Here is a 23,988-nt window from a genome sequence, read left to right as displayed (position 1 = left end):
GGCCCCGGCCCCCGCCGCGGCGCCGGAAGCCCGTCCGGCGGAGGCGGAGGCGCAGCAGCTGGCCATCGACGTGCCCCTGGCGCCCGTCGTCACGGCCAAGGCCACGGCTCCCGCGGCGACGACGCCCGAGCGTCCCAAGGCGAGCGCGGTGGTGGTGGCGTTCGGTCCCCACAAGGGGAAGACGGCCTCCGAGCTCTCCGACGACGAGCTGAGCGAGACCATCGACCTGGCGCACGAGAAGCTGATGGAGCAGCCCCGGGCCCGCTGGGCGAAGGCGATGCGTGAGAACCTCACCGCACTGGAGGCGGAGACGGAGCTGCGCTGCCGGGTGCCCACGAGCAAGGACAGCGCCGGGACGACCCCGGAGGCCTGAGCTGCCGTCGTTCGCTGAAATGAAGAACGCCCGCGTCCCGGAAGTAGGGGGCGCGGGCGTTTTCGCTTTTCGGGGCGGGAGAGCCTGGGAAAGGGAGTGCGCCCAGAGGGACTTGAACCCCCAACCCTCGGCTTCGAAGGCCGATGCTCTATCCAGTTGAGCTATAGGCGCGGCGGGAAGCGAAAGAAGAAGGGCGGACAACCGGGATCGAACCGGCAACCTCCGGAGTCACAGTCCGGCGCTCTAACCAGTTGAGCTATGTCCGCCATCACTCCACACGTCACGGCTTGAAAGCGGCGGCTTCCCTACCGTGGAAACCGAAGCCGTTCAAGGCCCAAATCAACAACCCTTCAGCAGGTTGGCGCCCCAGGCAGGACTCGAACCTGCGACCCCCGACTTAGAAGGTCGGTGCTCTATCCAGCTGAGCTACTGGAGCCTGCCGGGAAACCCTCGCTGCTTGAAACGACGGCACTTCAAATCGGGGCGAGAGGATTCGAACCTCCGACCCCCTGCGCCCAAGGCAGGTGCGCTACCAGGCTGCGCTACGCCCCGTGAAGTGCCGCATTCTTCGCCCAACGCGGACGGACGTGCAAGATCGCAGTTCCTGACCGCCCGTCTGCCCGGTCAGAGCGCCAACAGATGGCGCCGCATCAGCTGGAAGGCCCGGGCCCGGTGCGACACCCGCGCCTTCTCCTCCGGCGCGAGCTCCGCCATGGAGCGGCCCCCCTCCCCCTCCACCTGGAACACCGGGTCGTAACCGAAGCCATTCGTCCCCTTGGGCGCGTGCAGGATGGTGCCCTCGCAGCGGCCCACCTCCACCCGGGGCTCGGGGTCGCCCCTGCCCGTCACCAGCGCCAGGGCGCAGCGGAAGGACGCGGTGCGCTTCGCGTCCGGCACGCCGGCCAGCTCCGCGAGCAGCTTCTCGTAGCGGGCCCGGTCGTCCCCAGGCGCATAGCGTGCGGAGAGCACGCCCGGCCGGCCGTCGAGCGCGTCCACGCACAGCCCGGAGTCGTCCGCGAGCGCGGGCAGGCCGGTGGCCTCTGAGTAGGCGCGGGCCTTCTTCACCGCGTTCGCCTGGAAGGTGTCGCCGTCCTCCTCCGGTTCGGGCACGGGGGGCAGGTCCTTGAGGGACACCACCTCCACCGCGTCCCCCACGAGCACGCGCAACTCGCGCAGCTTGCCCGCGTTGCCGGTGGCGAAGAGCAGCCGGGGCTTCATCCCAGCACCTTCGCCTGCGCGGCGGCGAGCTGCTGGATGGCGGCGAGTCCTCCGTCCAGCATCGCGTCCATCGCCTTGCGGTCGAAGAGCTTGTGCTCGGCGGTGCCCTGCACCTCCACGATGCGGCCGTCAGCCGTGGCCACGAGGTTCAGGTCCACGTCCGCGGTGGAGTCCTCGTCGTAGTCCAGGTCCACGCGCACTTCGCCGTTCACCACGCCCACCGACACGGCGGCCAGCGGGGTGAGCTTCGTGAGCATCCCCGGCTTGTTGAGCGAGCGCATCGCCAGCACCAGCGCCACGTACGCGCCGGTGATGGACGCGGTGCGCGTGCCGCCGTCCGCCTGGATGACGTCGCAGTCCAGCGTGAAGGTGCGGACCCCCAGGGACGGCAGGTCCACCGCGGCGCGCAGCGCGCGACCGATGAGCCGCTGGATCTCCATGGTGCGCCCGGTCTGCTTGCCCTTGGCGGCCTCGCGCGCGCCGCGGGTGTGCGTGGCGCGGGGGAGCATGCCGTACTCGGCCGTCACCCAGCCGGAGCCCTTGCCCATCAGGTGCGGCGGGACGCGGTCCTCCACCGAGCAGGTGACGAGCACCTTCGTGTGGCCGAACTCCACCTGCACGGAGCCCTCCGCGTAGCGGTTGACGTTGGGCGTGAGGGTGACGGGCCGCAGGTCCAGCGCACCACGTTGGAAGGAACGCACGGGGAAAGCTCCTGACGCGAGAGGACGTGAGCCCCGCGCTTTATCAGGGCGCGGTGGATCCGGCCACCGGCGCGGACGGCGTCATGTCCCGGCGCCGCGTCTCCCGGAGGAAGGCCTGCACGCCCTCCGAGATGGCCTGCGCCAGCGCCTCCTGGTACGCGGCCTTCCCCAGCCGGGCGCCCTCCTGGGGGTGGGAGATGAAGCCCACCTCAATCAGCACCGCCGGCGCCTCCACGCCCGTGAGGACGAAGAACGGCGCCTGCTGCACGCCCCGGTCCGCCGCCCCGCTCCGGGACACGAGGCGCGGGTGGATGGCGTAGGCCAGCCGGGACGCGTCCGAGTGCGCCTCCGTGCGCGCCAGGTCATCCAGGATGAAGGACAGCGTGGAGTGGCCGCGCCCCGAGCGGGCCGTGGGCGCCTCCGCGTTCTCCCGGTCCGCCACCGCGCGCGCCGCCTCGCCGGAGGCATTGGCGGACAGGAAGTACGTCTCGATGCCCTCGGTGCGCTCGCGCAGCCGCTTCGTGGGCATGGAGTTGGCGTGGATGGAGAGGAAGAGGTCCGGCCGTTGGGTGTTGGAGAACGCCACCCGCTCCGCCAGCGCCATCGCCGTGTCCAGCTCGCGGGTGAGGAACACCTCGCTGCCCGCCGCCTCCAGCTTCTCGCGCAGGCGCTGCGCAATCTGGAGGGCGATCTCCTTCTCCCAGAGTTCCCCGGGCCCCTTCGCGCCCTCCTTCGCCCCGCCATGTCCCGGGTCGATGACGATGCGCGCGCCGCGCTCCCCCGCCCCGGACAGGGCCGGCACGAGGCACACGAGCGCGAGGAGGAGAAGCGTGGGGGAGCGGCGCGGCGACATTCGCACCCCGGATGCTACTGGAGCCCCGGCCCGGAGGCGAAATCCGGGCCCCTGCGTCCAGCGTCCAGTGCCTCAGCCCACCACGTCGATGCCCGGCCGGCCCGCCTGGACCTCGCCGAGGAGGGCCGCTTCCACGCCCGCCTTCTCCAGCGCCTGCACCGCCTTGGCCGCGTGGCGCGCGGGCACGCTGGCCAGGAGGCCGCCGTTGGTCTGCGCATCCGCCAGCAGCCACTGGATGTGCTCCGGCAGCCCTTCCGGGAAGCGGACCTTGGACTTCACATGGGCCAGGTTCGTCTTCGTCCCACCCGGCACCACGCCCTGTTCGGCCAGGGCCGGCACCTCCGCGATGAGCGGGATGCGCTCCAGGTCGAGCACGGCCTTCGTCTTCGCGCCGGTCATCATCTCCAGCAGGTGTCCCAGCAGGCCGTAGCCCGTCACGTCCGTGAGCGCGTTCACCTTGAAGGCTCCGGATGCGAACACCTCGCCGGCCGCCTTGTTGAGCGTGGCCATCTGCGCCGTCACCCGCTTCTGGAGCGACTTCGACGCGAGGCCGCGCTTGATGGCGGTGGTGGCGATGCCGGTGCCCACGGGCTTCGTGAGGATGAGCACGTCCCCGGGCTTCGCCCCCGCGTTGGTGAACACCTTCTTCGGGTGCACCACGCCGGTGACGGCCATGCCGTACTTGGGCTCCGGGTCGCGGATGCTGTGGCCTCCCAGGATGGGGATGCCCGCCTCGTCCGCCTTGGACTGGCCGCCCGCCAGAATCTTCTGCAGCACCTTGAGCGGCAGCTCGTCCGGGAAGCAGACGAGGTTGAGCGCGAACAGCGGCTTCGCGCCCATGGCCCAGATGTCCGACAGCGCGTTGGCCGCGGCGATGGCGCCGAATTGGAACGGGTCGTCAACAATCGGCGGGAAGAAGTCCACCGTCTCCACCACCGCGAGCCCCGGCGCCAGCTGGTACACCGCCGCGTCGTCGCTGGTGGTGAAGCCCACCAGGGCCTGCGGGGGCGCGGCCGTCTTCAGCCCGCCCAGCACCCGCGCCAGGTCCCCTGCCTTGAGCTTCGCCGCGCAGCCCGCGCAGTGGCTCATCTCGGTGAGGCGCTTCGCCTTCACCGGCTTCTTGGCCGCCATCGTGTCCCCGCCCTACTCCGCGCGCACGTAGTCGCGCTTCATGAGCTGCACCACGGATTCGGCCGTGAGCACGTCGTCGCCGTCCGAGTGGTCCAGCACCCCGCCCAGCGAGCCGTGGTTGTGCACGAGCTGCAGCACGTCCAGCATCTCCGGCGTCAGCTCCTTGAGGGGCACCGTCAGCGGCTGCGCGATGCGCAGGGCCGTGGCCATCTGGGGCAGCTGCGGCTGCAGGCGCTTGAACTCGTCCAGCTGCCGGAGCGCGTCCATCAGGAGCGCCTCGGTGGACGAGTCCAGCTCCACCATGAACTCCTGGCTGTCCGCGGCGCGCAGCTCGAAGTCACCCTCTTCCCAGGTGACGATGCGGTTGAAGCTCTTCTGCGGGCCCAGGTTGTGGTTGTCGTCGATGACCGCGTAGTACACGCGGCCCTGGCGCAGGTAGATGCGGCCCTCGTGGGCGTTGTTCACCACGAGCACGCCGTTCTTCTTCGACGTGTGGAAGAGCTGGAGCAGGTCCGGGAGGGGGATCTCTTCGATCTTCCCTGTCATGGAGCTGGCCTTGGTGGTCCGCGCGGCCTGGGCGGCGGCGGCCTCCTCCAGCTTCTGCTTCACCACGCTCTCGTCCACGGCGGCGCTCTCCGCGCCCTGGTGCACGAGCTTGAGGATGGAGGTGCCGATGAGGATGCGGTCCCCCTCCTTCAGCCGGGCCTGCTTGACCTTCTCGCCGTTGACGAAGGTGCCGTTGGTGGACCCCAGGTCCTCGATGGTGATCTTCCCGTCGGAGAACAAGATCTTCGCGTGCTTGCGCGAGACCATGTCCTCCACGAGCACCATGTCCAACTCGCTCGACCGTCCCACGACGATCTGCTTGTCGGACTTCAGCGGGAACTCACCGCCCTGGTACTTCCCGGAGATGAACTTGAGGGCGTAGGACTTCGCCGTACCGCTCGGAGTGCTCACGGTGCCGCGACCTCGATGATGGAAGTTGCCATGGTGATCAACCCGTCACTTCCGCCTTCCCCGGGTCCTTCACCAGGTTCAGGTACATCTGCGCACTCTTGTTGCCGGGGCTGCGCACGAGCACGTCTTCCCAGACCTTGACCGCCTCGTCACGGCGTCCCGCCGAATAGAGTGCGATTCCGTAATTGATCCGTCCAGGAATGTACGACGGATTCTGCGCGATCACCTGTTCGTACTCGGCGAGCGCGGCCACGTTGTCCCCGGCATCCCTCAGCGCGTTGCCCAGCTTGAGGCGGATGTCCACGAACTCCGGGAAGTGCGCCAGCGCGCGGCGGTACTCTTCAATCGCGCGGGCCCACACGCCGCTGGAGGCGAACACGTCACCGATGTCGGCGTACATGTTGGCCACCTTCTTCATGACGTACGGGTCCAGCTCGCCGGGGGCGCCCTTCTGGCGGGAGAGGGCGGCCTGGTAGACCTCCTTCGCCTCCGCGTACTTCCCCATGTCGTTGTAGATGACCGCCAGGTTGAGCGCGGCCTCCGTGTACGCGGGGTTGAGTCGCAGCGCGGACTCGAAGGCCCGCTGCGCCCGGGCGAACTGGCCCTGGTCGTGGTAGATGATGCCGAGCATGTTGTAGACGTCGGCGAAGGTCGGGTTCTGCTCGACCACCTTCGTCAGGTACTGCTCGGCCTGGGCGTACTGCTTCTTCTCGAAGGAGCCGCGCCCGAGGGTCAGTAGCTGCTTGAGGGCTTCTTCCATGACTCGGCCCCGCGCGGGCCCCGTCCTCCTCGGGTAGCCTACATGAGCCCGGGCGAAAACAAGAATTGATCGCCTTCACGCACGAGCAAAAGCGGTCGCTCGCCCCGGGTGTCCACCGGCCGCGACGGCAGGTCGCCCTCCAGCCGATAGTGCTCGGTCACCACCGCCTCGTCCCGCTCCAGCCGCACGTACCACGCCGCCACCGTCAGGCGCCGCCGTCCCAGGGGGGCCACTTCCGCCCACGCCTGCCCCGCGCCGCCGTCGCCCCCTGCGCCCACCAGCCGTGACAGCGCCTGGGGGAGCCCCTGCTCCAGGGCGCGCCGCCGGGCCTCCAGCGCGGCCACCGCCGCCACCAGCCGGGGCGCCACCGAGGACTCCGGCTTCCACTTCCCGGACGCGTGCGTGAAGGGCACGCGCTCCACCCCGGCGGTGCTGACGACGGTGGCTCCCAGCACGCCCTCGAAGTCCAGCGTCGCGTAGGCCTCCGCGCTCTGGCCGTCCGGCGCCACCGACACGGCGATGCGCGCGTATTGGATCTTGCGGGAGACGAGCGGCACGGGAGCGCCGGGCACGGGCAGCGACACGCCGTCCTGTTCGGCCTCCTTGAGGGCGGTGATGATCTCCGCCTCCGGACCGGCCGCGGCGCCCAGCAGGCGCGGGCCGAAGAACAGGAGGGCGGAGGCCAGGGCGAGGGCGGCGATGCCGATGCCCCCCAACCGGCCCCAGTCCTCCAGGCGCCTCACGACCCCAGCAGCTTCTGGGCGCGCTCGGCGGCGGGCGTGCCCGGCAGGCGCTTGATGACCTGGCGCAGGGTGTCCTGGGCGCGCTGCGGGTCGTTGAGCTTCCCGTAGGCCTCGTGAAGGTCGAAGAGGGCCTGCTCCTCCAGCGGGGTGCCCGGGTAGTCCTTGAGCAGCCCCTCCAGGCGCTGGGCCACGGCCTTCCAGCGCTCGCGCTTGGCGTAGAACGACGCGACGTACAGCTCGTGGCGGGCCAGCCGCTGGCGGGCGTCGTTGGCCTTCTCCGTCGCGTCCTTCACGTACTGCGAATCCGGGTACTGGCGCAGGAACAGGTTCATGGCCCGGAGCGCGTCGTACATGGGCTTCTGCTCCTTCTCGTACGAAGGCGGCAGGGCGAAGAACTCCGACGGGAACTCCTCCACGTAGGACAGGGCCAGCCGGTACGCGGCGTAGTCCACCTTGGGGTGCGTGGGGTGCAGCTTGATGAAGGAGTCGAACTTCTCGCGCGCCTCCGGGTACGCCTCGCGGGCGAAGTCCAGGTCCGCCAGCTTCAGCTCCGCCTCGCGGGCCGCCTCCAGGTACGGGTACCGGGTGCGGACGTGGTCGAAGTACTTCTCCGCCTTGAGGAAGTCCTTGTCCTCCAGCGCGGCGTCGCCCAGCGCCAGGTTCTCGGCGGCCTGGCTGGCGTAGTTGGGCTCGCCCGCGGGACCCTGGGTCAGGGCCGCGCAGCCGGAGAGGAGCAGGAAGGACAGACAGAGGACGACAGAGCGCATCACGCCCCCAAACTATTCGTCCTGCCCGGAGGGGTCCAGCGAAGGTTCACCCACCAGTTGGGTCACGACGTCGGGCGCGAAACCCCGGCTGAGCAGGAGCCGTCCCGCGCGGGCCTGCTCCTTCGCGTCCAGCGGGCGGCCGGCCAGGCGTCGGCGCTCCAGCACCTGGCGGGCGGCGGCCAGCGCGTCGAAGCCCACCGCGTCCTTCGCGGAGGCCAGGGCCTGTCGGGCCACCGCGCCCTCCAGCCCGTGCGCCTGGAGCCGCTGGAGCACGGCGCGGGGCCCCAGCTTCCCCTTGCCCAGGAGGGACGCGGCCCGTTCACGGGCGAACTTCGCGTCGTCCAGGTAGCCCCACTGTTCGAGCCGGGCGAGCACCGCTTCGCGCACGGGGCTGACGTAGCCCTTGCGCTCCAGGGCGAGCGTCAGTTCATGGCGGCTGCGGGCGCGCACCGCGAGCAGGCGCAAGCAGGCGTCGGTAGCGCGCTGGACAGCCTCCGGGCCTTCGGGCTCCTCAACCATCGCGGAGTCCCTACCATGTGGTAACAGGCCCCGCCATGCACCCCGTTCTTGCCCGCTTCCTCACCGCCGATGCCGCCAAGGAGACGCTTCGCAAGGAGAAGGCGGGTGAACCGCTCACTCCGGAGGAGCAGCACTTCGTGGCAGCCGCCGACGCGAACCCCAAGCAGCGCGCGATGCTGCAGGGCGTGAGCGGCCGCGCGCTGTCCTCCGACGCCCAGGCCTCGCTGGTGCTGCTGGCCGCGCACGCCTCCGCCCGCGCACTCTCTGAGGACCCGGCGCTCGCCACCGCCAGCCAGAAGGCGCGCGAGGCCCTCAAGGAAGAGGGCGCGAGCGACGAGGAGTCGGACGCCTTCATCGCGTCCATCCTCCTGGAGGAGGCCTTCGGGTACGAGCAGGACGTGGACGCCTTCGACGCCGACTACGTGAAGGAGTCCCTGGGCGAGGTGCCCGCCCTGGCCGCGCTGTCCAAGGAGACCGTGGACGCGCTGTTCCTCGCGTTCATCAAGGGCGCGCCGTCCGAACCGGACCGCAAGGCGCGCGAGCACATGGCCCGCGCCCTCTTCGAAATCGCCTGGTCGGAGGGGCCCACGTCCATCAACCCGGAGCACCTGGAGACGCTGCTCGACAACGAGGTCGTCCAGGAGTCCGACGAGGTGCAGGACGCGCGCGTGCGCGCCACCGTGTCCCTCCTGCAGACCCTGGCCCACCAGGGCCTGGTGGGCCCGCTGCGCCTCACCCGGCTGCGCGCGCAGCTGGGTGATGACGACGCCTGAGCGGCGCCGTCGGGAACGTCAGAAGCGCTCGATCTGGAAGTCGTCGTCGCCCCCGGCCGCCGGAGCGGGCGCGGGCACCGGAGCGGGCGTGGGCGGACGGGCCGCCTGGGGAGGAGCCATGGGCCGGCCCTGGACGACGCCGGGAGCGGGCGCTGCCGGGCGAGGAGCCTGCGCCGCGACACCGGGCGGAGGCGCCGCCGGCCGGGCAGCCACGGGCGCACCGGAGCGCGGAGCCTGGGCGGGCGCGGGCGGCGCCGCGGGGGCCGCCGGAGCGGGCGCGCCCTTCTGCGCGAAGGAAGCCGAGCCCGGGACGGGACGCTCGTCGCCGGCCTTGGCGTCGAAGTTGTCCCACTTCGAGTCGGACGTGCCGCTGATGCCGGAGAAGCGCAGCGCGAAGTCGTCCGGGTTGCTGGCCTGGCGGTGGGCCTCCTCGTAGGTGACGAGCCCGTTGCGCACAAGGCTCATCAGCGACTGGTCGAAGGTCTGCATCCCGTAGGAGTCCGTGCCCTGCGAGATGGCGTCGTGGATCTCCTTCGTGCGGTCCTTGTCTTCAATCAGCTCGCGCACGCGCGCGGTGACGCGAAGCACCTCCACCGCGGCCACGCGGCCCTTGCCGTCCGCGCGCGGCACGAGCCGCTGGCTCACCACGCCGCGCAGCACGCTGGAGAGCTGCAGGCGCACCTGCTTCTGCTGGTGCGGGGGGAACGCGGACACGATGCGGTTGATGGTCTCCGTGGCGTCCAGCGTGTGCAGCGTGGACATCACGAGGTGGCCCGTCTCCGCCGCGTGGAGCGCCGTCTCAATCGTTTCGTGGTCGCGCATTTCGCCCACGAGGATGACGTCCGGGTCCTGCCGCAGCGCGCTCTTGAGGGCCTGCGAGAAGCTCATCGTGTCCACGCCCACTTCGCGCTGGTTCACGATGGAGCGCTTGTCGCGGATGAGGAACTCGATGGGGTCCTCGATGGTCATGATGTGGTTGGTCTCGTTGGAGTTGATGAAGTCGATCATCGCCGCCAACGTCGTGGACTTGCCGGAGCCCGTGGTGCCCGTCACCAGCACCAGCCCGCGCTCCTCGCCGCACACCTTCTCCAGCACCGTGGGCAGGAGCAGGTCCTTCATCGTCATGACCTTGAAGGGGATGACGCGCAGCACCGCGCCCACCGTGCCGCGCTGCTGGAAGACGTTCACGCGGAAGCGGCCCAGGCCCGGCACCCCGTAGGCCAGGTCCACCTCGTTGCTGACCTTGAACTTCTCCTTCTGGAACTCGTTCATGATGCCGAACGCCATGCGCGCCACCTCTTCCGGAGGAAGGCGGCGGCCGTCCTTGAGCGGCACCAGCGACCCGTCCACGCGGAACATGGGCGGCAGGCCCGCCTTCAGGTGGATGTCGGAGGCACCGCCGCGCAGGGCGATCTGCAGGATTTCGTTGAGTTCCATGGGAGGGCCCGGATGGTAGCAGAACGCCCGCGCGGCCCGCGACGGCGCGCCTGCGCCCAGGCCCGCAAAGCAGAACGGCGGAGGTCCCTTGAGAGGACCCCCGCCGAGGAGCGGCTCCAGCGAGCCGGCAAGCAGACTAGCGCTTGGAGAACTGGAACCGACGACGGGCGCCGGGCTGGCCGTACTTCTTGCGCTCGACCGCGCGGGCATCGCGGGTGAGGAAGCCGGCCTTCTTCAGCGCCGGACGGAACTCCGGGTTGAAGGCGCACAGCGCGCGCGCGATGCCGTGACGGATGGCACCGGCCTGGCCAGAGAGACCGCCGCCGCGCACGTTGACCGTGACGTCGAGCTTGCCCTTCTGCTCCAGGATGTCGAGCGGCTGGTTGAGCACCATCTTCGACGTTTCACGGCCGAAGTACTCGTTGATGTCGCGGCCGTTGATGACCACGAGGCCATTGCCAGGACGCAGCCACACGCGAGCGGTGGCCTCCTTGCGGCGGCCGGTGGCGTAGAAACCGAGTTCGGGATTGATCGCCATGGCTGTTCCTTACGCCTCGACCTTGTACGCCACCGGCTTCTGGGCGGTGTGCGGATGGGTATCACCAGCATAGACCTTGAGCTTCGTCATCATCTGACGGCCCAGGGCGCTGCGCGGCAGCATGCGGCGGACGGCATTGAGGATGACGTCCTCGGGGTGCCGGGCGCGGAGCTTCTGCAGGTTGGTGATCTTCAGGGCGCCGGGGAAACCCGCGTACGGGTGACGGTAGTACAGCTTGTCCGTCTCCTTCGTACCCGTCACCTTCACCTTGTCGGCGTTGATGACGATGACGTGGTCGCCCGTGTCGATGGACGGGGTGTAGGTCGGCTTGTGCTTGCCCTTCAGGAGGGTGGCAATCTGACTGGCGGCGCGGCCAAGCACCTTGTCGGACACGTCGATGACGTGCCACTGGCGCTTGATGTCCGCGGCCTTGGCGCTGTAGGTCTTCTGCGACATTTCGTGCACTCCAAACTTCGGCGCGACACCCAGGTGCATGCCAGGGGACGCGTGCTCGTGCGATACCAACCGCGGGTCCTCCGCCTGAACTCCGACAGAAGCCCGGAAAGGCCGAACCTCCTAGCGGGACCCTGGGATCAAGTCAAGGTCGGGCGCATGGGGCCTGGAAATCCGGCCGCCTAGGGCACCCGGCCAGCCGGTCCCGGGCCCGGTCCTCCGGGGGGAGGCTTCTTGAAGCGCTCCTTCAGGTTGGCGAAGAAGTTCTTCTCCTTCTCGTCCGGAGGGCCCTGACGCGGCGCGTCCATGTCGACGTTCTCGAAGGCGTCCGGGGGCAGGTCCTCCAGGAAGCGCGACGGCGTCCGGGGGACCTCCTTGCCGCGCTTCACGCGCACGGTGGAGCGCGTGAGGTACAGCAGCTCCTTGGCGCGGGTGATGCCCACGTAGCAGAGCCGGCGCTCCTCCTCGAGGTTCTGCGCCTCGCCCTGCATGCCGCCGTGGGGCATCAGGTCCTCCTCCATGCCGATGAAGAAGACGAGCCGGTACTCCAGGCCCTTGGAGGCGTGCAGCGACATGAGCGTCACGCGGCGGTTCTGGCCGGGGACCTCTTCCTCCTCCTGGCGCGTGTCCAGGCTGAGGCGGTTCAGGTACGTGAGGAGGCTGGCCTTGGGGCCCTCGCGCTTCTCGAACTTCTCCAGCGACGCGAGCACATGGTCCACGCTCTTGAGCTTCTTGTCCGCGGCGGTGCCGGAGACGGCCTTGGCGCGCGTGGCCTCGCGGAAGCCGATCTCCTCCAGCAGCTTCTGCGTCGCCTCCGACAGCCGGGGGGCCTGGGAGAAGGCGTCGCGGTAGCGCTCCACCATCTCCACGAACTCCAGCACCTTGCCGCCCGCGCCCGCGGGCAGGTCCTCGTAGGTGTCCGCGCGGCGCATCGCGGTCCACAGCGTCACGCCCTGGGCGCGCGCGTGCCCGTGCAGCCGCTCCATCGTCACGTCGCCAATGCCTCGCGCCGGCACGTTGACGATGCGCATGAGGGAGATTTCATCCAGCCGGTTCGCGAGCACCTTGAAGTACGCGATGACGTCCTTCACCTCGCTGCGGTCGAAGAACTCGCTGCCGCCCACCACTTCGTAGGGGATGTTCTTCTCCCGCAGCATCTCCTCCACCGCGCGGGACTGGCCGTTGGTGCGGTAGAGCACCGCGATGTCGTCCGCGGCGATGCCCTGGGCGATGTGCTTCTGGATTTCATGCGCGACGAAGCGGGCCTCCTCCTCGTCGTTGGGACACGCCACCACCTTGACCAGCTCGCCGCCGCGCCGGTCGGTCCACATGCGCTTGTCCTTGCGCTCGGGGTTCTTGGCGATGACGGCGTTGGCCGCGTCCAGCACGCGCTGCGACGAGCGGTAGTTCTGCTCCAGCCGCACCTCCTTGCCGCCCGGGAAGTGCCGGTCGAAGTCGAGGATGTTGCGCACCTCCGCGCCCCGCCACGAATAGATGCACTGGTCGTCGTCACCCACCGCGCACACGTTGCGCGACTCGCCCGCGAGCAGCTTGAGCAGGTCCAACTGGGCGTGGTTGGTGTCCTGGAACTCGTCCACCAGGAGATAGCGGAAGCGCTGCGTGTACTTGCGGTGCAGGTCCGGGTGTTCGCGCAACAGGCGCGCGGGCAGCACCAGCAGGTCGTCGAAGTCGACGGAGCCCTGCGCCTTGAGCGCGAGCTGGTAGTCCGCGAACACCATCGCGGTGATGAGGTCGTAGTCGTCCCCCAGCCCCTCGCCCTTGGGCTGCGGCACCTCCCCGGAGTTCTTCGCCTTGGAGATGAGGGTGAGGACCTTGCGCGCGTCGAAGGCGCGGTCGTCGATGCGCTTCTCGCGCATGGCGCGGCGGATGATGGCCAGCTGGTCACCCATGTCCGCGATGGCGAACTTCTTGGGCCAGCCCAACCGGTGGATGTCCTCGCGCAGCACCTCCGCGCCGAACGCGTGGAAGGTGCACACCAGCACGCCCTGGGCGCGCGGGCCGGCCATGTGGACCAGCCGCTCCTTCATCTCCGTGGCGGCCTTGTTGGTGAAGGTGACAGCCAGGATGTTGCGGGCCAGCAGGTGGCCCGGCCGCTCGTTGAGCAGGTGGACGATGCGGTGGGTGATGACCCGCGTCTTGCCGCTGCCGGCGCCCGCCAGCACGAGCAGGGGACCCTCGGTCGTCAGCACCGCCTCACGCTGTGGAGGATTGAGCTTCGAAAGGTCCATTGCGCGCAGGCCGGGGATACCCTTTGATTCGTTCGTGCGCGACTATTTCCTACGGCTGGCCACCGCGACGCTCGCGCTCTGCGTGGGCGGCGGCTGCCTTGACGACGCACGCACCACATCTCCCACCCCGCGCGATGTGGTGACGACCGCCGCACCGTGCGTGTACTTCAAGGACCTGGCGCCCTTCCTTCCCGACACGCTGGAGGGTTTCACGGTGGGCTCCACCGGGGGCTCCACCGGCAAGTACGGGGACGTGTCCGTGTCGGAAGCGGAGCGGACCTACACGCGCGGCGAGGGCCGTGAGGTGAAGGTGCGCATCGTGGACACCACGATGGGGCTCAAGCTGGGGCAGGCCATCCGGGAGGCGGCGCAGAAGGCCAGGGGCCGTGCAGCGAGCGACCCGACGGCCCCCATCCAGTGGAAGGAAGCCGTGGGCTTCGTGCGCTATGACGCGGACGAGGCCGTGGCGGAAGCCAACCTCCTGGTGGGCGACCGTTTCGTGGTGGCCGTCACCAGTCGCGGTTTCCCCAGCACCGTGGAGGTGCGACGGGTGGCACGCGGCATCGATCTCGCCGGGCTCGCCCGGCTGCAGTGATTCAAGTTCAAGGAGCGTCCGTGGCGGTGAAGGAGAAGGGGTCCCGGCCCCAGACGGCCCAGGAGTTGTTGGAGCAGGAGAAGTCAGCGCGGCTGGGGGTGTCCTCCCTGGGCAAGCGCGAGTTCCTGGAGCAGTTCCAGAAGCTGTCCAAGAGCTACGCGGTGGATCCCGGCAACCCCGGCTCCTACGCGTGCGAGGGCTGTCAGCGCTGCGCCAACTGCATGTTCTGCAAGGACTGCGACAGCTGCCACCAGTGCACGCACTGCACGCGCTGCGAGCTGTCCACCAACTGCTCGCACTGCGTGGAGTGCAAGAACTGCCACGCGTGCGCCTACTGCGTGCAGAGCGAGAACTGCTCGAACAGCGCGTACGTGGTGCTGAGCAAGAACCTGCAGGACTGCAACTACTGCTTCGGCTGCGTGGGCCTGTCCAAGAAGGACTTCCACATCCTCAACGTGGGCTTCCCCCGCACCGAGTACTTCAAGGTCGTGGGGAGGCTGCGCAAGGACCTGGGCATCCCGTAGCGCGGCCTCCTCCCGCGCCCCGTTACAGGGCGCGCACGTAGAGGGCCTTGAGGTACTCCGTCTCCAGCAGGCCCGCGAGCACCGGGTGGTCCAGCCCGGCGCCGCGGCGCTCCAGGATCTGCACCGGCCGCTTCGCGTCCACGGCCGCGTCCAGCACCATGGACTCGAAGCCCTCGCGGTCCAGCTTCCCCGAGCACGAGCACGTCACCAGCAGGCCGTCCGGCTTGAGGCAGCGCAGGGCGCGCAGGTTGAGCTCGTGGTAGGCGCGCAGCGCGGTGGCCAGGCCCTCGCGGCGCTTGGCGAGCCCCGGCGGGTCCAGGACGATGGTGTCGAAGCGGCGGCCCTCCTGGTCGAAGCGGCGCAGCACGTCGAAGGCGTTGGCGTTCTCCACCTGCACGTTGGCGCGGCCGTTGGCGTCGGCGTTGGACTTCGCGCGCGCGGCGGCCTTCGCGTCCTGCTCCACCGCGAGCACCGACGTGCAGTGCTTCGCGAGCGCGAGCGCGAAGCCGCCGTGGTAGCTGAAGCAGTCCAGCGCCTCGCCCCGGCCCAGCTCGCCCGCGCGCAGGTGGTTGTCCACCTGGTCCAGGAACGCGCCCGTCTTCATGTCGCCCATGAGGTCGACCTCGAAGCGGTTGTCGCCCTCGTGGTAGCTGAAGCGCGCGTCGCCCTGGCCGTGCAGCAGGCGCACCTCGCGCGGCAGGCTCTCGAAGTCGCGGCCAGAGGCGTCGTCGCGGCACACCACGTGGGTGGCGCCCGTCTTCTCCACCAGCACGCGCGCGAGCATCTCCTTGCGGGCGTCCATGCCCTCGGAGAGCGTCTGGATCGTGAGGCCCGGGCCGTAGCGGTCCACGAAGAAGCCGGGCAGCAGGTCCGCCTCGCCGTGCACGAGCCGGAGGCCGTCCCGTCCGGGGAGCACCGCCCGGCGGGCGAGCGCGGCCTCCACGCGGCGGCGGAAGAAGGCGTCATCCACCTTCTCCTCGGCGGGGCTCTTGCGCGTGAGCAGGCGCAGGGCGAGCGGGGAGCGGCGGGCGTAGAGCGCCTGGCCGATGGGGTTGCCCTGCGGGTCCACCACCGCCACCACCGCGCCCGGCGTGTCGGTGACGGGGGGCTCCATCAGCTCCGTGCGGTACAGCCAGGGGGTGCCACGACGCAGCGTCTTGGCGCCCTTCAGGCTGACACGGGCAGTGGGAAGGGAAGGCATGTGGGGGCTCACTCCAGGCCGCGTGCGGCCAGTTCCTCGTCGTCCTCCCCTCGCAGATGCCCGATTTCATGCAGCAGTGTCACGCGAATCTGTTCGCGCAGCTCTTCGGGCGTGCGGACGGCCCGGGCCAGGTTGCGCCGGTAGAGGGCCACGGAGCGGCACGGCGTCTCCGTCCCGTCGCACGGCTCGCTCAAGGAGGGGCCCCGGAACAGGCCCAGGATGGTGGGCGACAGGGGCGGCTGGTTGGCGAGCAGGTCGTCCTCCGAGGGCAGCTCCTCGGTGGCCACTGGCACGCCCGCCAGGTCCTTGCGCATGTCCTCCGGCAGGTCCGCCAGCGCCCTCGTCACCTGGGTCTTGAACTCCTCCGGCGACGGCAGGGGCGGCGGGGGGAAGTCCTGGGGCTCCAGCGCGCGGGCCTGCTCGAAGTGCTCCTCGGCCTGCTTCCAGCGCCCCTCGCGCTCCAGGAGCAGCCCCAGGTGCTGGTGGGCGTGGGCGGCGCGATCCTTGTCCGTCAGGAGCGACGCGAAGGCCGCCTTCGCCTCGCGGAAGCGGCACAGCTCGAAGAGGGCCAGGGCCTTCTCGTACTTCGCCTCGGGGTTGGCCGGCTCGCGGGCCAGGACGATGGCGGCGCGCTCCAGCGCCTGGTCCGCCTGCCCCAGGTCGTTGAAGGCCATCGCGGCCACCAGCGCCAGGGCCGGGACGAGCTCCGGGGGCGTGGAGGGCTGGGAGAGGCCGCGCTCGGCGTAGAGCGCGCCCAGTTCGTCCCGCTCGCGCGTGGAGGACAGCTGCACCGCGTACAGGTGCGCGGCGCCCAGCAGCGCGTCCGGGTCCCCGGGGTCGATGGCCAGCGCCCGGGCGAAGGCGAGCTGCGCCTCGGCCTCGCGGTCGAGCGACGCCAGGGCCGCGCCGCGCTCGGCGTGGGCAGCGGCGAGGTCCGGCTCCAGCGCGGCGGCCTGCGCGGCGCAGGAGAGCGCTGAGTCGAAGTGGCCCTCGTCGTAGTAGCGGCGGGCCGCGTCCAGGGGGGCCTCGCCCCGGGCGTCGCACACGGCCAGCGGGTGCACCTCCGCCACGGCGTCCTCCGGCGGCGTCACGGAGGCCAGGGGGCCCCCATCGCCGGAGCCCGCGTCCAGGCCTGCATCCAGGCCCGTGGCGGCGCTCACGGTGGCCTGCGCGCCCGCATCCGTGCCCGCGTCGGCGGCGGCCGGAGGCGTGCGTTTGCAGGAGGCGAGCAGGAGACAGACAGCGAGCAGACCGCGCCGCGACATGGGCCGGGAGGCTATGGCATCCGCCCCGTCCACCGGAAGCGGGGACGTGCCTGCCCGCTCGAAGGGTCCCCTCCCCACCCCGGCTGCACTACCCTGCCCTTCCCATGAAGACCCCCGGCGACCTCGGCGACCTCATCCTGGCGTCCACTTCCAGCGCGCGGAGGGCCCTGATGGACGGGCTGGGACTGCCCTACCGCACCGAAGCCCCGGGCGTGGACGAAGACGTGGCCGCCTCCCTGTCCGCCCAGGAAGCCGTCCGGAGCCTCGCGGCGCGCAAGGCCCGCGCGGTGCACGAGCGTCATCCCGAGGCCTGGGTGCTGGGCGCGGATCAGCTCGTGGAGGTGGGCCAGGACGTGCTGGGCAAGCCCCAGGACCGGGACGCCGCGCGCGGGCAGCTCCAACGGCTCCTAGGCCACACCCACGCCATCCACACCGGCGTGTGCTTGGTGGGCCCTGGAGGCCACTTCACGGAGGCCGTGGAGACCACGCGCCTCACGTTCTTCCCCGTCCCACCCGAGGAGCTGGAGCGCTACCTGGACACCGGCGAGTGGGAGGGCTGCGCGGGCAGCTACCGCGTGGAGGGCCGGGGACAGGCGCTGCTCGCGAAGCTGGAGGGCGACCGCACCAACGTGCAGGGACTGCCCATGCTGTCGGTGGTGCGGCTCTTGCGGCAGGCGGGGTTCACGTTCTTCACCCGCCCGTGAAGCCCGGCTCGAGCGCCTGTCACCCCGCGGTGGCTCTCCCGCACTTTGTGTGATGCATAGGCTCAGGCGGCGAGCAGCGCGCGACGGCGCAGCAGGTCGAAGCTGGCGCGGCCATACATCTGGCGCTTCAGGAGCTTGAGCTTCGTGATTTGGCCTTCGGACTGCGCGTTGCTCCAGGGGGTGGTCAGCGCGGCCCGGACGGCATCGCCGTCTTGCTCAAGCCCCCGCGCGAAGGATTCCACCGCGCGCACGCCGCACGTACGTGCCTCGGCCAGCCACTGCTCGAATGCGGCGCAGGACGTGATCGGCTCGGCACCGTGCGTGACACCCCGCTCGCGCACCAGGTCACCGAAGCGACGTGTCAGTGCAACGACGCGTGCAGCCTCTTCATCCTGCTCGATGCGAGTCAGCGCGGCTTGCTCGGTGGGGGTGAGCGCGGAGCGGGGCTGGAGGCAGAGCCACGCCAGTTGCTTGGGCGAGGGGAGGCGTGCGATGGGGCGCGGGTCGTTCGGGATTGAGTCGTGGCCGCGACATGTGCGGGGCGTCGAGGGCGCCGGTGCCGTACGCCGCGTCTGGAGCCAGCGATGGACCTGCCGCGAGGTGCCGCCAAAGCCCTTGGCGCGAATCTCACGCCAGAGGGCGAGCGCATTCTCGCAGCCGGCGGATTGCCTCTGTGCGAGATACGCCACATAGGGGTCGAGGATACTTGGACCGGGTACTCGAACCGCGCGCTCCGGAAACGTTTCTGCGCGGGCGTACTTGCGCACCGTTGCGCGCGCCAGCCCCAGGGTGCGACTGATTCTCAGCAGGGGCTCTCCGGCCAGGTGCAGGCGTCGCACCGCCTCGTATGCGGCAACTCGGCAGGCCCTGCTTTGCTCCCCGGCGCGCGATTCAGCACGCGTGCGCGGGAAGCTGGCGTGACGACGCACGGGGGAGTCCTCCGCGCTCGCCACTTCGGGCAGTGCCCGCAGACGCGCGTGAGCCCCCGTCAGCCAGCGCTCCACCATTTGCCGTCCATTGAGGAGCAGGTGCCAGCGGTCGGCGACCTGTTGGGCGTCGGGAGCACCGAGAGTCGCCGCGCGTGCGTACTCGGTGGAGCGGTCCCTGGCGATGAGCTCGATGCCTCGGTGCTTGCGCAGCCATGCAGCGACAGTCGATGCCGAGCGGTCGGGCAACAAGTCGACAACGCGGTGTGCCTCCAAGTCGACGAGGATGGAGCCGTAGGTGCGGCCTTTGCGCAGGGCCCAGTCATCCACTCCGAGCACCCGAGGCTTTGTCGGCGGAGGCAGAGGGGCGCTGTGCATCAACCGGAGCAGCGTGTCGGCACTCGTCGGCATGGCGAGCGGCGTGAGAAGCCTGGCTCCGGCTTCTGCTCCCGCCGTCATGCCCACCGCACGCTGCGCCGTGGCGAGCCGATGCGTGCGCCGGGCACGCGGTGCGAGCAGACGCGGCAGGTGCTCTGCAAAGGTGCGGCGAGCGCACTTCCTATTTCGACAAGAGAAGCGGCGCACATGCAGCTGAAGCTGAACAGCGCGCCCGGTAGAAGGCAGGTCGGCCGGGCGCCGGACGTAGGTGCTGTGTAGCGTGTCGCTCTGCACCTCGCAGGAAGGGCATCGCGCGCTTTTGCCCTCTGGGCAGACCACGACGACAGCTCCCGCTGAACTGCTGCGTGTCACGCGCTCCACCCGACAGCCGGGAGTCGAGTACAACTCTTTCATTCCCAGGAGTACTCGCCGCGACAGCCTCATGCTGACACCGCCTGCCTCCTTGCTCGCGGATCACATTAAGTGCGGGAGAGCCCCCGCGGTGGACAGCTCCGCCAATATCTCCTGGTACGCGGCGCGGGCCTTGTCGGACTGATCCGCCTTGAAGCTCACCGCGGACACCACCGGGTGCCCGCCCCCGCCGTAGCGGCCGGCGATGGCGGCCAGGTCGTGCTTGCGCGTCTCCGGCCTCCACGGGTTGGAGCCCAGGGACACCTTGGCCCGCGACGCGCCCCGGCCCACCCAGAGCGTGTAGCGCGCGTCCGGGTAGAGCGCGTAGGCGATGAACTTGTTGAGGCTGTCCACGCCCTCGTCCACCAGGTCGAAGAAGACGACGCCATTCTCGTAGCGGGCCTTCTCGCGCACGAGGTCGATGTTGCGCTGGTGCCGGAAGAGCAGCGGCTCCAGCGGGGCGGCGATGAGGGGCGAGGCGGCGATGTCCGCGAGCGACTCGGACTGCATCCGGCGGATGACCTCCGGGATGAGGGTGTCGTCCTTCGTGGACTCCAGCACCGTCATGATGCGCAGCGCGGGCTCCTCCAGCGCCACCGCCATCTGGGGGCTGGGGAACTGCGCCCCGTCGATGAGCTCCGCCCAGTGCAGCAGGTCCGACAGCGGCGAGGCGTCCCAGCCGAAGCGCTCGCGCGCCACGTCCGCCAGGTACAGCGTGCAGCTCTTGCGGTGCGCGTCGTGGAACTTCTGGCCGCTGGTGTCGCGCTGGAAGTGGGGCTCGTCCCCGGGCTGCTGGAAGGCGGAGGCGTGGTGGTCGAACCACCAGGTGAGCCGCGCGTCCTGGCTGTAGCGGAAGTCGACGATGACGTTCTCGTCCCCGGTGAAGACGGCCGGGTCGATGCCCTCCGCGCCCGGCTTGTGGGACAGGCCCCGGTAGCTGAACGTGGCGTCCGCGCGCACGCGCTCCCGGTAGAAGCGGGTGAAGACCGCGGCGCTGGCCGCGCCGTCGAAACAGTTGTCGTGGAAGAGGACCTGGACTCGCATGGCGGTCCGCCCTTTACCGCGAATCCTCCGCCCCCGTCCTCCCATGCTCCGTGGCCCGCCAGCCGCAGGGGCGTGGTCCAGGGGTGACACTTGACCCCCACCTTGGAGCCCGTCCGCCCCTCCTCCCGGGTGCGCTCAGTTGAACGTCCCGTGGAAATCGCCGCGCTCGCTGAACGAAAAACTCGACAGAACGAGGAGTGACCCTGAAGGGCTGAAAAAAGGTGGGGCCCTCCTCCCCGTGGAAACCCCCTATCCGACAGGAAAACCCACGGATTCTAGGACCTGGCGGGGAGGCTGAGCCCTGGCACCCTGCCTGCATGGTGTCAGACCCAAGGTGTACGTCTCCGCGCAGTGGGAAGTGGCGGGAGGAACCATGGCGAAGCGGACCGCAGGCAAGACGAAGGGTGGCACGGTGCGGCGGCAGGGTCGGCGGGTGATGCCCGCGTTGCGGCGCACGGCGAAGCGCGCTCGGGTGGTGGCCCAGAAGGCCCAGCTCACCGTGGGAGAGGTCATCGCCGCGGCGTTCGACACGGCCGGCGGGGAGATGACCGGCGTGCTGGAGCTGGTGACGTCGCCGCAGATGGCCCGCGCGCTGGGTCGCCGCATCGTCCTCGTGGGCTGAAGAGGCCGTCCCGGTCCTCCTCGGGCCGTGCTCCTGTGAACCGGGGCGCGCGAGGATGACTGTCGCGACACGGCTGTCAGCCTTGCTCCTCCCGGTGCCGCCTTGCGCGAGCGCGGTGGGAGTGCCTTCTCCGTCCCCATCGCTGAACGCGTCCCAGGCCCGTCACGGTGCCTCCGGGCGGCTTCCGACCAGGGCTTCGACCCGGTGTCGGCGCATCCTGGAACTGGACCCGGCCAGGCAGTTCCTGGACTCGCGCGTGAGGGTTCACCACGACCCCGCCTGACCCGCGTTCGCGGCTTCGCACCCGGGCCTCCGGGCTTCGCACCCGGACGGACAACGGCCCGCGCCCTCCGCCTGGAAGCGGGGAACGCGGGCCGGGGCCTGCGACGGAAGAAGGGACTACCGGGGCTGCCAGCGCGGGCGGTGGTCGTCGCCCTCGCTCGTCAGCACCGTGTACACGTCCTTCGGGTGCACGATGGCGGTGCCGACCTTGGCGCCCGTGGTCGGGTTGAGCTCCTGCACGGTGAGCTGACCGCCCTGGACGTAGGCCAGGAAGTGACCGTCCGGCGAGAACGACGGCAGCGTGCTGTTCTCCGCGAAGGACACCTCCGTGCCCACGGGCGCGCCCGTGGTGGGGTTCACGCGCTGGACGAAGATGATGTTGCCCGGGCGGGTGCCGCACAGGGTCGCGGCGGCGTTGCCGCAGAGCGTGGCCGCGGTCCCACCGACGAGCTGGTAGTAGGCGCGCACGTACGCCACCCAGCTGCCGTCCGGCGCCCAGTTCGGGTTCGCGATGAAGGAATCAATCGAGCCGCCGTTGACGGGCTCGCTGGTGGCGAGGGCCAGGGCCTGCGGGGTGCCGCCGCCCGTCACGGGCAGCGAGTACAGCTTGAGGACCGGGGTGGCCTCCGCGCCGAAGTTCACCGTCGTGCCTTCCGGGTTGGCCAGGAACAGCAGCTGCGAGGTGACGCGGTTGTAGTGCGGCTGCTCGGCGGACGTGGGCGAACCCGCGAGCGGGGCCGGCGCGGCGCCACCGGTGGACACGAGGACGCCCGAACCCGCGGCGCTGTACGCGTAGTCCATGCCGTTGGGCCCGAAGTCCGGGAACGTACCGTTCTGGGTGGCCGTCGCGACCGTGCCGCCCGTCGGCGCGATGGTGGAGATGCCGGACGAGCCGCGCACCCAGGCAATCACGTTGCCGGGCTCCCATTCGACGTAGCGGAAGCGCGGCGTCGAGGCGGCCGTGCCCGACGTCAGCACGGTGGGCGCAGCGGCCGTGAGCGGCACGGGGCGCACCACGAGCTCGGCCGTCGCGGCGACGACATCCCCTTGCACGAACGCCACCTGCGAGCCATCCCGACCGAAGCGCGGATAGGCGCTGCCGGCGTCCGCACCGAGCGCCGTCATCCCCGCCGTGTCGTAGCGGGCCACGAGCGCGTGCGTGCCACCATCCGAGCCCGTCCCCGTCACGCCGACGTAGAGCGCCTGGCAGGTCGCGGCCTCGCAGTGCAGGCCGCCCATGCAGTCCGTGGTCGCCGTGCACGCGCCACCCTTGGCCACGTTCATGCCCGCGTCGGTGCCGGCGTCGACCGTCGGGCCCGCGTCGGTGCCGGCGTCGACCGTCGGGCCCGCGTCGGTGCCCGCGTCGACCTCCGTGCCCGCGTCCGTCTCCGTCCCCGCGTCCTCCTCGGTCGCCGGGGTCAGGGTGTGCAGCTCACACGTGTTGTCCGCGTTGCAGATGAACGTCTGGCCTTCCGGGGGCGTGCCCTTGTCGCGGCAGTCGAAATCGTCGACGCACTCGTCACCGCAACCGGTCGCCATCATCGCCAGCGCGCCGAAAAGCGCGCCCCACACCACTCGCCTGGTCATGCTCATGCCTCCAAAGTCAGGGCGGGCGTCATAGCTTTCCCCTTGCGAGTGACGAGACGCCTTGAAGGGCACGCTCCGTGGGGCTGTCCGTGATTGAACGAGGGTCGCAAGAAGGGTGCTCAATGATCGACACGCACTGCCATCTGGACGCTTCGCGCTTCGACCCGGACCGAGACAGCGTCGTCGCGCGCGCCTGGGAAGCGGGCCTGCACGGCATCCTCATCCCCGCCGTGGGTCCGGAGACCTGGGAGCCGCTGCTGGAGCTGCCCCGTCGGGACGCGCGCATCCAGGTGGGGCTGGGCATCCATCCCCAGTTCCTCCCGGACCTGCCGGCGGAGGATGACGGCCTGCACCTGGAGCGCCTGGACGCGCTGCTCGCGCAGGGTGGCGCGGTGGCGGTGGGCGAATGCGGGCTGGACGGGCCGTCCGTCACCGGCGCCCCGCTGGAGCGGCAGGTGGCCGTGCTGCGCGGACACCTGGCCCTGGCGCGCAAGCACGGGCTGCCGGTGCTGATGCACTGCCACCGGCTGCACCCCGCGCTCATCGACCTGCTGAAGACGGAGCCCTGGCCCGATGCCGGCATCCTCATGCACAGCTACAGCGGCGGCGCGGAGCTGGCGCGCTTCTACATCCAGAAGGGCTGCCACTTCTCCTTCGCCGGGCCCGTCACCTGGGCGAAGGCGCGCAAGCCGCTGGACGCCCTGCGCGTGATTCCGCCGGAGCGGCTGGTGGCGGAGACGGACTCGCCGGACCAGGCCCCCACACCCTTCCGGGGCCAGCGCTCCGAGCCGGGCTACCTGCCCCACATTCTCGCGGGCATGGCCCACGTCCTGGATGAGCCCGTGGACGTGCTCGCCCAGCGGACGACCGAGAACGCCCGCCGCCTGTTCCGGGAAGCTTTCCCTCCCCCTTCGCGGTAGGCGAGCGTCGCGTGATAGAGGAGCCTTCATGAACCCGCAGCCCGTCCCCTCCCCCGC

At 70.4% G+C, this 23,988-nt stretch carries 24 protein-coding genes, 4 tRNA genes and 1 pseudogene; 7 read left to right on the top strand and 22 right to left on the bottom strand.

What is annotated here, in order from left to right:
* Window positions 1–373: pseudogene (locus D7V97_RS17125) on the top strand (phage recombination protein Bet); the annotation flags it as partial.
* A 97-nt stretch (window positions 374–470) separates the two neighbouring features.
* Here the strand turns inward: D7V97_RS17125 and D7V97_RS17120 are convergent.
* From D7V97_RS17120 to D7V97_RS17060, 13 genes are all read right to left on the bottom strand, one after another.
* Window positions 471–544: transfer RNA gene (locus D7V97_RS17120), tRNA-Arg, on the bottom strand.
* Window positions 545–565: 21 nt separating this feature from the next.
* Window positions 566–639, bottom strand: a tRNA-His gene (locus tag D7V97_RS17115).
* A gap of 93 nt (window positions 640–732) precedes the next feature.
* A tRNA-Arg gene (locus tag D7V97_RS17110) sits at window positions 733–809 on the bottom strand.
* Window positions 810–851: 42 nt separating this feature from the next.
* Window positions 852–925: transfer RNA gene (locus tag D7V97_RS17105), tRNA-Pro, on the bottom strand.
* A 72-nt stretch (window positions 926–997) separates the two neighbouring features.
* The gene (rdgB, locus tag D7V97_RS17100) at window positions 998–1,591 is read right to left on the bottom strand and encodes an RdgB/HAM1 family non-canonical purine NTP pyrophosphatase (RefSeq protein ID WP_120611712.1); all 594 of its coding nucleotides are present in this window, start codon (window positions 1,589–1,591) and stop codon (window positions 998–1,000) included.
* Window positions 1,588–2,292 (bottom strand): ribonuclease PH, encoded by a 705-nt coding sequence (rph, locus tag D7V97_RS17095; RefSeq protein WP_120611711.1) that lies wholly within the window; start codon window positions 2,290–2,292, stop codon window positions 1,588–1,590. The genes rdgB and rph overlap by 4 nt, the downstream gene beginning before the upstream one ends.
* A 43-nt stretch (window positions 2,293–2,335) precedes the next feature.
* Window positions 2,336–3,145, bottom strand: a complete 810-nt coding sequence (locus D7V97_RS17090) for an N-acetylmuramoyl-L-alanine amidase (RefSeq protein WP_120611710.1) — start codon at window positions 3,143–3,145, stop codon at window positions 2,336–2,338.
* A gap of 72 nt (window positions 3,146–3,217) precedes the next feature.
* Entirely contained in the window at window positions 3,218–4,276 is a 1,059-nt protein-coding gene (gene selD, locus D7V97_RS17085; protein WP_120611709.1) for a selenide, water dikinase SelD, read from the bottom strand.
* A 12-nt stretch (window positions 4,277–4,288) separates the two neighbouring features.
* Window positions 4,289–5,233, bottom strand: coding sequence for an FHA domain-containing protein (locus D7V97_RS17080; protein ID WP_120611708.1), 945 nt, complete (start codon window positions 5,231–5,233; stop codon window positions 4,289–4,291).
* 37 nt (window positions 5,234–5,270) lie between these two features.
* Complete coding sequence (locus D7V97_RS17075; protein ID WP_120611707.1) at window positions 5,271–5,993, bottom strand: lipopolysaccharide assembly protein LapB; 723 nt, start codon at window positions 5,991–5,993, stop codon at window positions 5,271–5,273.
* A 38-nt stretch (window positions 5,994–6,031) separates the two neighbouring features.
* Window positions 6,032–6,736, bottom strand: a complete 705-nt coding sequence (locus tag D7V97_RS17070; protein ID WP_120611706.1) for a hypothetical protein — start codon at window positions 6,734–6,736, stop codon at window positions 6,032–6,034.
* Window positions 6,733–7,503 carry an outer membrane protein assembly factor BamD gene (locus D7V97_RS17065; protein ID WP_120611705.1) on the bottom strand — a complete coding sequence of 257 codons (771 nt, stop codon included), beginning with the start codon at window positions 7,501–7,503 and terminating at the stop codon, window positions 6,733–6,735. The genes D7V97_RS17070 and D7V97_RS17065 overlap by 4 nt, the downstream gene beginning before the upstream one ends.
* Window positions 7,504–7,515: 12 nt before the next feature.
* Window positions 7,516–8,022: a regulatory protein RecX gene (locus tag D7V97_RS17060; protein ID WP_120611704.1), complete on the bottom strand. Its 507-nt coding sequence runs from the start codon at window positions 8,020–8,022 to the stop codon at window positions 7,516–7,518.
* Between the two features lie 35 nt (window positions 8,023–8,057).
* Between D7V97_RS17060 and D7V97_RS17055 the strand changes: the two genes are divergently transcribed.
* Window positions 8,058–8,795 (top strand): hypothetical protein, encoded by a 738-nt coding sequence (locus tag D7V97_RS17055; RefSeq protein WP_120611703.1) that lies wholly within the window; start codon window positions 8,058–8,060, stop codon window positions 8,793–8,795.
* Window positions 8,796–8,813: 18 nt separating this feature from the next.
* Here D7V97_RS17055 and D7V97_RS17050 read toward each other — a convergent pair whose 3' ends face one another.
* From D7V97_RS17050 to D7V97_RS17035, 4 genes are all read right to left on the bottom strand, one after another.
* Window positions 8,814–10,232 (bottom strand): type IV pilus twitching motility protein PilT, encoded by a 1,419-nt coding sequence (locus D7V97_RS17050; protein ID WP_120611702.1) that lies wholly within the window; start codon window positions 10,230–10,232, stop codon window positions 8,814–8,816.
* 136 nt (window positions 10,233–10,368) lie between these two features.
* Window positions 10,369–10,770: a 30S ribosomal protein S9 gene (gene rpsI / locus D7V97_RS17045; RefSeq protein WP_120611701.1), complete on the bottom strand. Its 402-nt coding sequence runs from the start codon at window positions 10,768–10,770 to the stop codon at window positions 10,369–10,371.
* A gap of 9 nt (window positions 10,771–10,779) precedes the next feature.
* Window positions 10,780–11,226, bottom strand: coding sequence for a 50S ribosomal protein L13 (gene rplM, locus D7V97_RS17040; protein WP_120611700.1), 447 nt, complete (start codon window positions 11,224–11,226; stop codon window positions 10,780–10,782).
* Between the two features lie 179 nt (window positions 11,227–11,405).
* Window positions 11,406–13,472 (bottom strand): ATP-dependent helicase, encoded by a 2,067-nt coding sequence (locus tag D7V97_RS17035; RefSeq protein WP_120611699.1) that lies wholly within the window; start codon window positions 13,470–13,472, stop codon window positions 11,406–11,408.
* Window positions 13,473–13,506: 34 nt separating this feature from the next.
* Between D7V97_RS17035 and D7V97_RS17030 the strand changes: the two genes are divergently transcribed.
* Window positions 13,507–14,067, top strand: a complete 561-nt coding sequence (locus D7V97_RS17030; protein WP_233582903.1) for a hypothetical protein — start codon at window positions 13,507–13,509, stop codon at window positions 14,065–14,067.
* A 26-nt stretch (window positions 14,068–14,093) separates the two neighbouring features.
* Window positions 14,094–14,591 (top strand): caib/baif family protein, encoded by a 498-nt coding sequence (locus D7V97_RS17025; RefSeq protein ID WP_120611714.1) that lies wholly within the window; start codon window positions 14,094–14,096, stop codon window positions 14,589–14,591.
* Between the two features lie 22 nt (window positions 14,592–14,613).
* On the opposite strand, the gene D7V97_RS17020 is transcribed toward D7V97_RS17025, so the two are convergent.
* Both D7V97_RS17020 and D7V97_RS17015 read right to left on the bottom strand, forming a co-directional pair.
* Window positions 14,614–15,792: a class I SAM-dependent rRNA methyltransferase gene (locus tag D7V97_RS17020; protein WP_120611698.1), complete on the bottom strand. Its 1,179-nt coding sequence runs from the start codon at window positions 15,790–15,792 to the stop codon at window positions 14,614–14,616.
* 8 nt (window positions 15,793–15,800) lie between these two features.
* Window positions 15,801–17,057 carry a metallopeptidase family protein gene (locus D7V97_RS17015; RefSeq protein WP_120611697.1) on the bottom strand — a complete coding sequence of 419 codons (1,257 nt, stop codon included), beginning with the start codon at window positions 17,055–17,057 and terminating at the stop codon, window positions 15,801–15,803.
* 104 nt (window positions 17,058–17,161) lie between these two features.
* Between D7V97_RS17015 and D7V97_RS17010 the strand changes: the two genes are divergently transcribed.
* A complete protein-coding gene (locus D7V97_RS17010) occupies window positions 17,162–17,761 on the top strand; it encodes a nucleoside triphosphate pyrophosphatase (RefSeq protein WP_120611696.1) in 600 nt (199 codons plus the stop codon).
* Window positions 17,762–17,823: 62 nt separating this feature from the next.
* Here the strand turns inward: D7V97_RS17010 and D7V97_RS17005 are convergent, their stop codons facing one another.
* Both D7V97_RS17005 and D7V97_RS17000 read right to left on the bottom strand, forming a co-directional pair.
* Window positions 17,824–19,479 (bottom strand): ISL3 family transposase, encoded by a 1,656-nt coding sequence (locus D7V97_RS17005; RefSeq protein ID WP_120611695.1) that lies wholly within the window; start codon window positions 19,477–19,479, stop codon window positions 17,824–17,826.
* Window positions 19,480–19,539: 60 nt separating this feature from the next.
* Window positions 19,540–20,520 (bottom strand): hypothetical protein, encoded by a 981-nt coding sequence (locus D7V97_RS17000; RefSeq protein ID WP_120611694.1) that lies wholly within the window; start codon window positions 20,518–20,520, stop codon window positions 19,540–19,542.
* A gap of 373 nt (window positions 20,521–20,893) precedes the next feature.
* On the opposite strand from D7V97_RS17000, the gene D7V97_RS16995 reads away from it, so the two are divergent.
* Complete coding sequence (locus D7V97_RS16995) at window positions 20,894–21,142, top strand: hypothetical protein (protein ID WP_120611693.1); 249 nt, start codon at window positions 20,894–20,896, stop codon at window positions 21,140–21,142.
* A 399-nt stretch (window positions 21,143–21,541) separates the two neighbouring features.
* Here D7V97_RS16995 and D7V97_RS16990 read toward each other — a convergent pair whose 3' ends face one another.
* A complete protein-coding gene (locus tag D7V97_RS16990) occupies window positions 21,542–23,011 on the bottom strand; it encodes a PD40 domain-containing protein (protein ID WP_120611713.1) in 1,470 nt (489 codons plus the stop codon).
* 122 nt (window positions 23,012–23,133) lie between these two features.
* Here D7V97_RS16990 and D7V97_RS16985 point away from each other — a divergent pair, with 122 nt between their 5' ends.
* Window positions 23,134–23,931: a TatD family hydrolase gene (locus D7V97_RS16985; protein ID WP_120611692.1), complete on the top strand. Its 798-nt coding sequence runs from the start codon at window positions 23,134–23,136 to the stop codon at window positions 23,929–23,931.
* The last annotated feature ends 57 nt before the right edge of the window (window positions 23,932–23,988 follow it).

The sequence above is a fragment of the Corallococcus sp. CA053C genome (assembly GCF_003611675.1).
GTDB lineage: Bacteria > Myxococcota > Myxococcia > Myxococcales > Myxococcaceae > Corallococcus.
Note: the sequence above shows the minus strand (reverse complement) of the source record. Positions and strands in the feature narration are given on the sequence as shown.

What these genes read in the sequence shown, in the direction of transcription:
- D7V97_RS17055 (WP_120611703.1), top strand. Translation starts at nt 8,058, where the DNA reads ATGCACCCCGTTCTTGCCCGCTTCCTCACCGCCGATGCCGCCAAGGAG.
- D7V97_RS17000 (WP_120611694.1), bottom strand. Translation starts at nt 20,520, where the DNA reads ATGCGAGTCCAGGTCCTCTTCCACGACAACTGTTTCGACGGCGCGGCC.
- D7V97_RS17010 (WP_120611696.1), top strand. Translation starts at nt 17,162, where the DNA reads ATGAAGACCCCCGGCGACCTCGGCGACCTCATCCTGGCGTCCACTTCC.
- D7V97_RS17020 (WP_120611698.1), bottom strand. Translation starts at nt 15,792, where the DNA reads ATGCCTTCCCTTCCCACTGCCCGTGTCAGCCTGAAGGGCGCCAAGACG.
- D7V97_RS16990 (WP_120611713.1), bottom strand. Translation starts at nt 23,011, where the DNA reads ATGACCAGGCGAGTGGTGTGGGGCGCGCTTTTCGGCGCGCTGGCGATG.
- rplM (WP_120611700.1), bottom strand. Translation starts at nt 11,226, where the DNA reads ATGTCGCAGAAGACCTACAGCGCCAAGGCCGCGGACATCAAGCGCCAG.
- D7V97_RS16995 (WP_120611693.1), top strand. Translation starts at nt 20,894, where the DNA reads ATGGCGAAGCGGACCGCAGGCAAGACGAAGGGTGGCACGGTGCGGCGG.
- D7V97_RS17050 (WP_120611702.1), bottom strand. Translation starts at nt 10,232, where the DNA reads ATGGAACTCAACGAAATCCTGCAGATCGCCCTGCGCGGCGGTGCCTCC.
- rdgB (WP_120611712.1), bottom strand. Translation starts at nt 1,591, where the DNA reads ATGAAGCCCCGGCTGCTCTTCGCCACCGGCAACGCGGGCAAGCTGCGC.
- D7V97_RS16985 (WP_120611692.1), top strand. Translation starts at nt 23,134, where the DNA reads ATGATCGACACGCACTGCCATCTGGACGCTTCGCGCTTCGACCCGGAC.
- D7V97_RS17060 (WP_120611704.1), bottom strand. Translation starts at nt 8,022, where the DNA reads ATGGTTGAGGAGCCCGAAGGCCCGGAGGCTGTCCAGCGCGCTACCGAC.
- selD (WP_120611709.1), bottom strand. Translation starts at nt 4,276, where the DNA reads ATGGCGGCCAAGAAGCCGGTGAAGGCGAAGCGCCTCACCGAGATGAGC.
- D7V97_RS17090 (WP_120611710.1), bottom strand. Translation starts at nt 3,145, where the DNA reads ATGTCGCCGCGCCGCTCCCCCACGCTTCTCCTCCTCGCGCTCGTGTGC.
- D7V97_RS17075 (WP_120611707.1), bottom strand. Translation starts at nt 5,993, where the DNA reads ATGGAAGAAGCCCTCAAGCAGCTACTGACCCTCGGGCGCGGCTCCTTC.
- rpsI (WP_120611701.1), bottom strand. Translation starts at nt 10,770, where the DNA reads ATGGCGATCAATCCCGAACTCGGTTTCTACGCCACCGGCCGCCGCAAG.
- D7V97_RS17005 (WP_120611695.1), bottom strand. Translation starts at nt 19,479, where the DNA reads ATGAAAGAGTTGTACTCGACTCCCGGCTGTCGGGTGGAGCGCGTGACA.
- D7V97_RS17015 (WP_120611697.1), bottom strand. Translation starts at nt 17,057, where the DNA reads ATGTCGCGGCGCGGTCTGCTCGCTGTCTGTCTCCTGCTCGCCTCCTGC.
- D7V97_RS17065 (WP_120611705.1), bottom strand. Translation starts at nt 7,503, where the DNA reads ATGCGCTCTGTCGTCCTCTGTCTGTCCTTCCTGCTCCTCTCCGGCTGC.
- D7V97_RS17035 (WP_120611699.1), bottom strand. Translation starts at nt 13,472, where the DNA reads ATGGACCTTTCGAAGCTCAATCCTCCACAGCGTGAGGCGGTGCTGACG.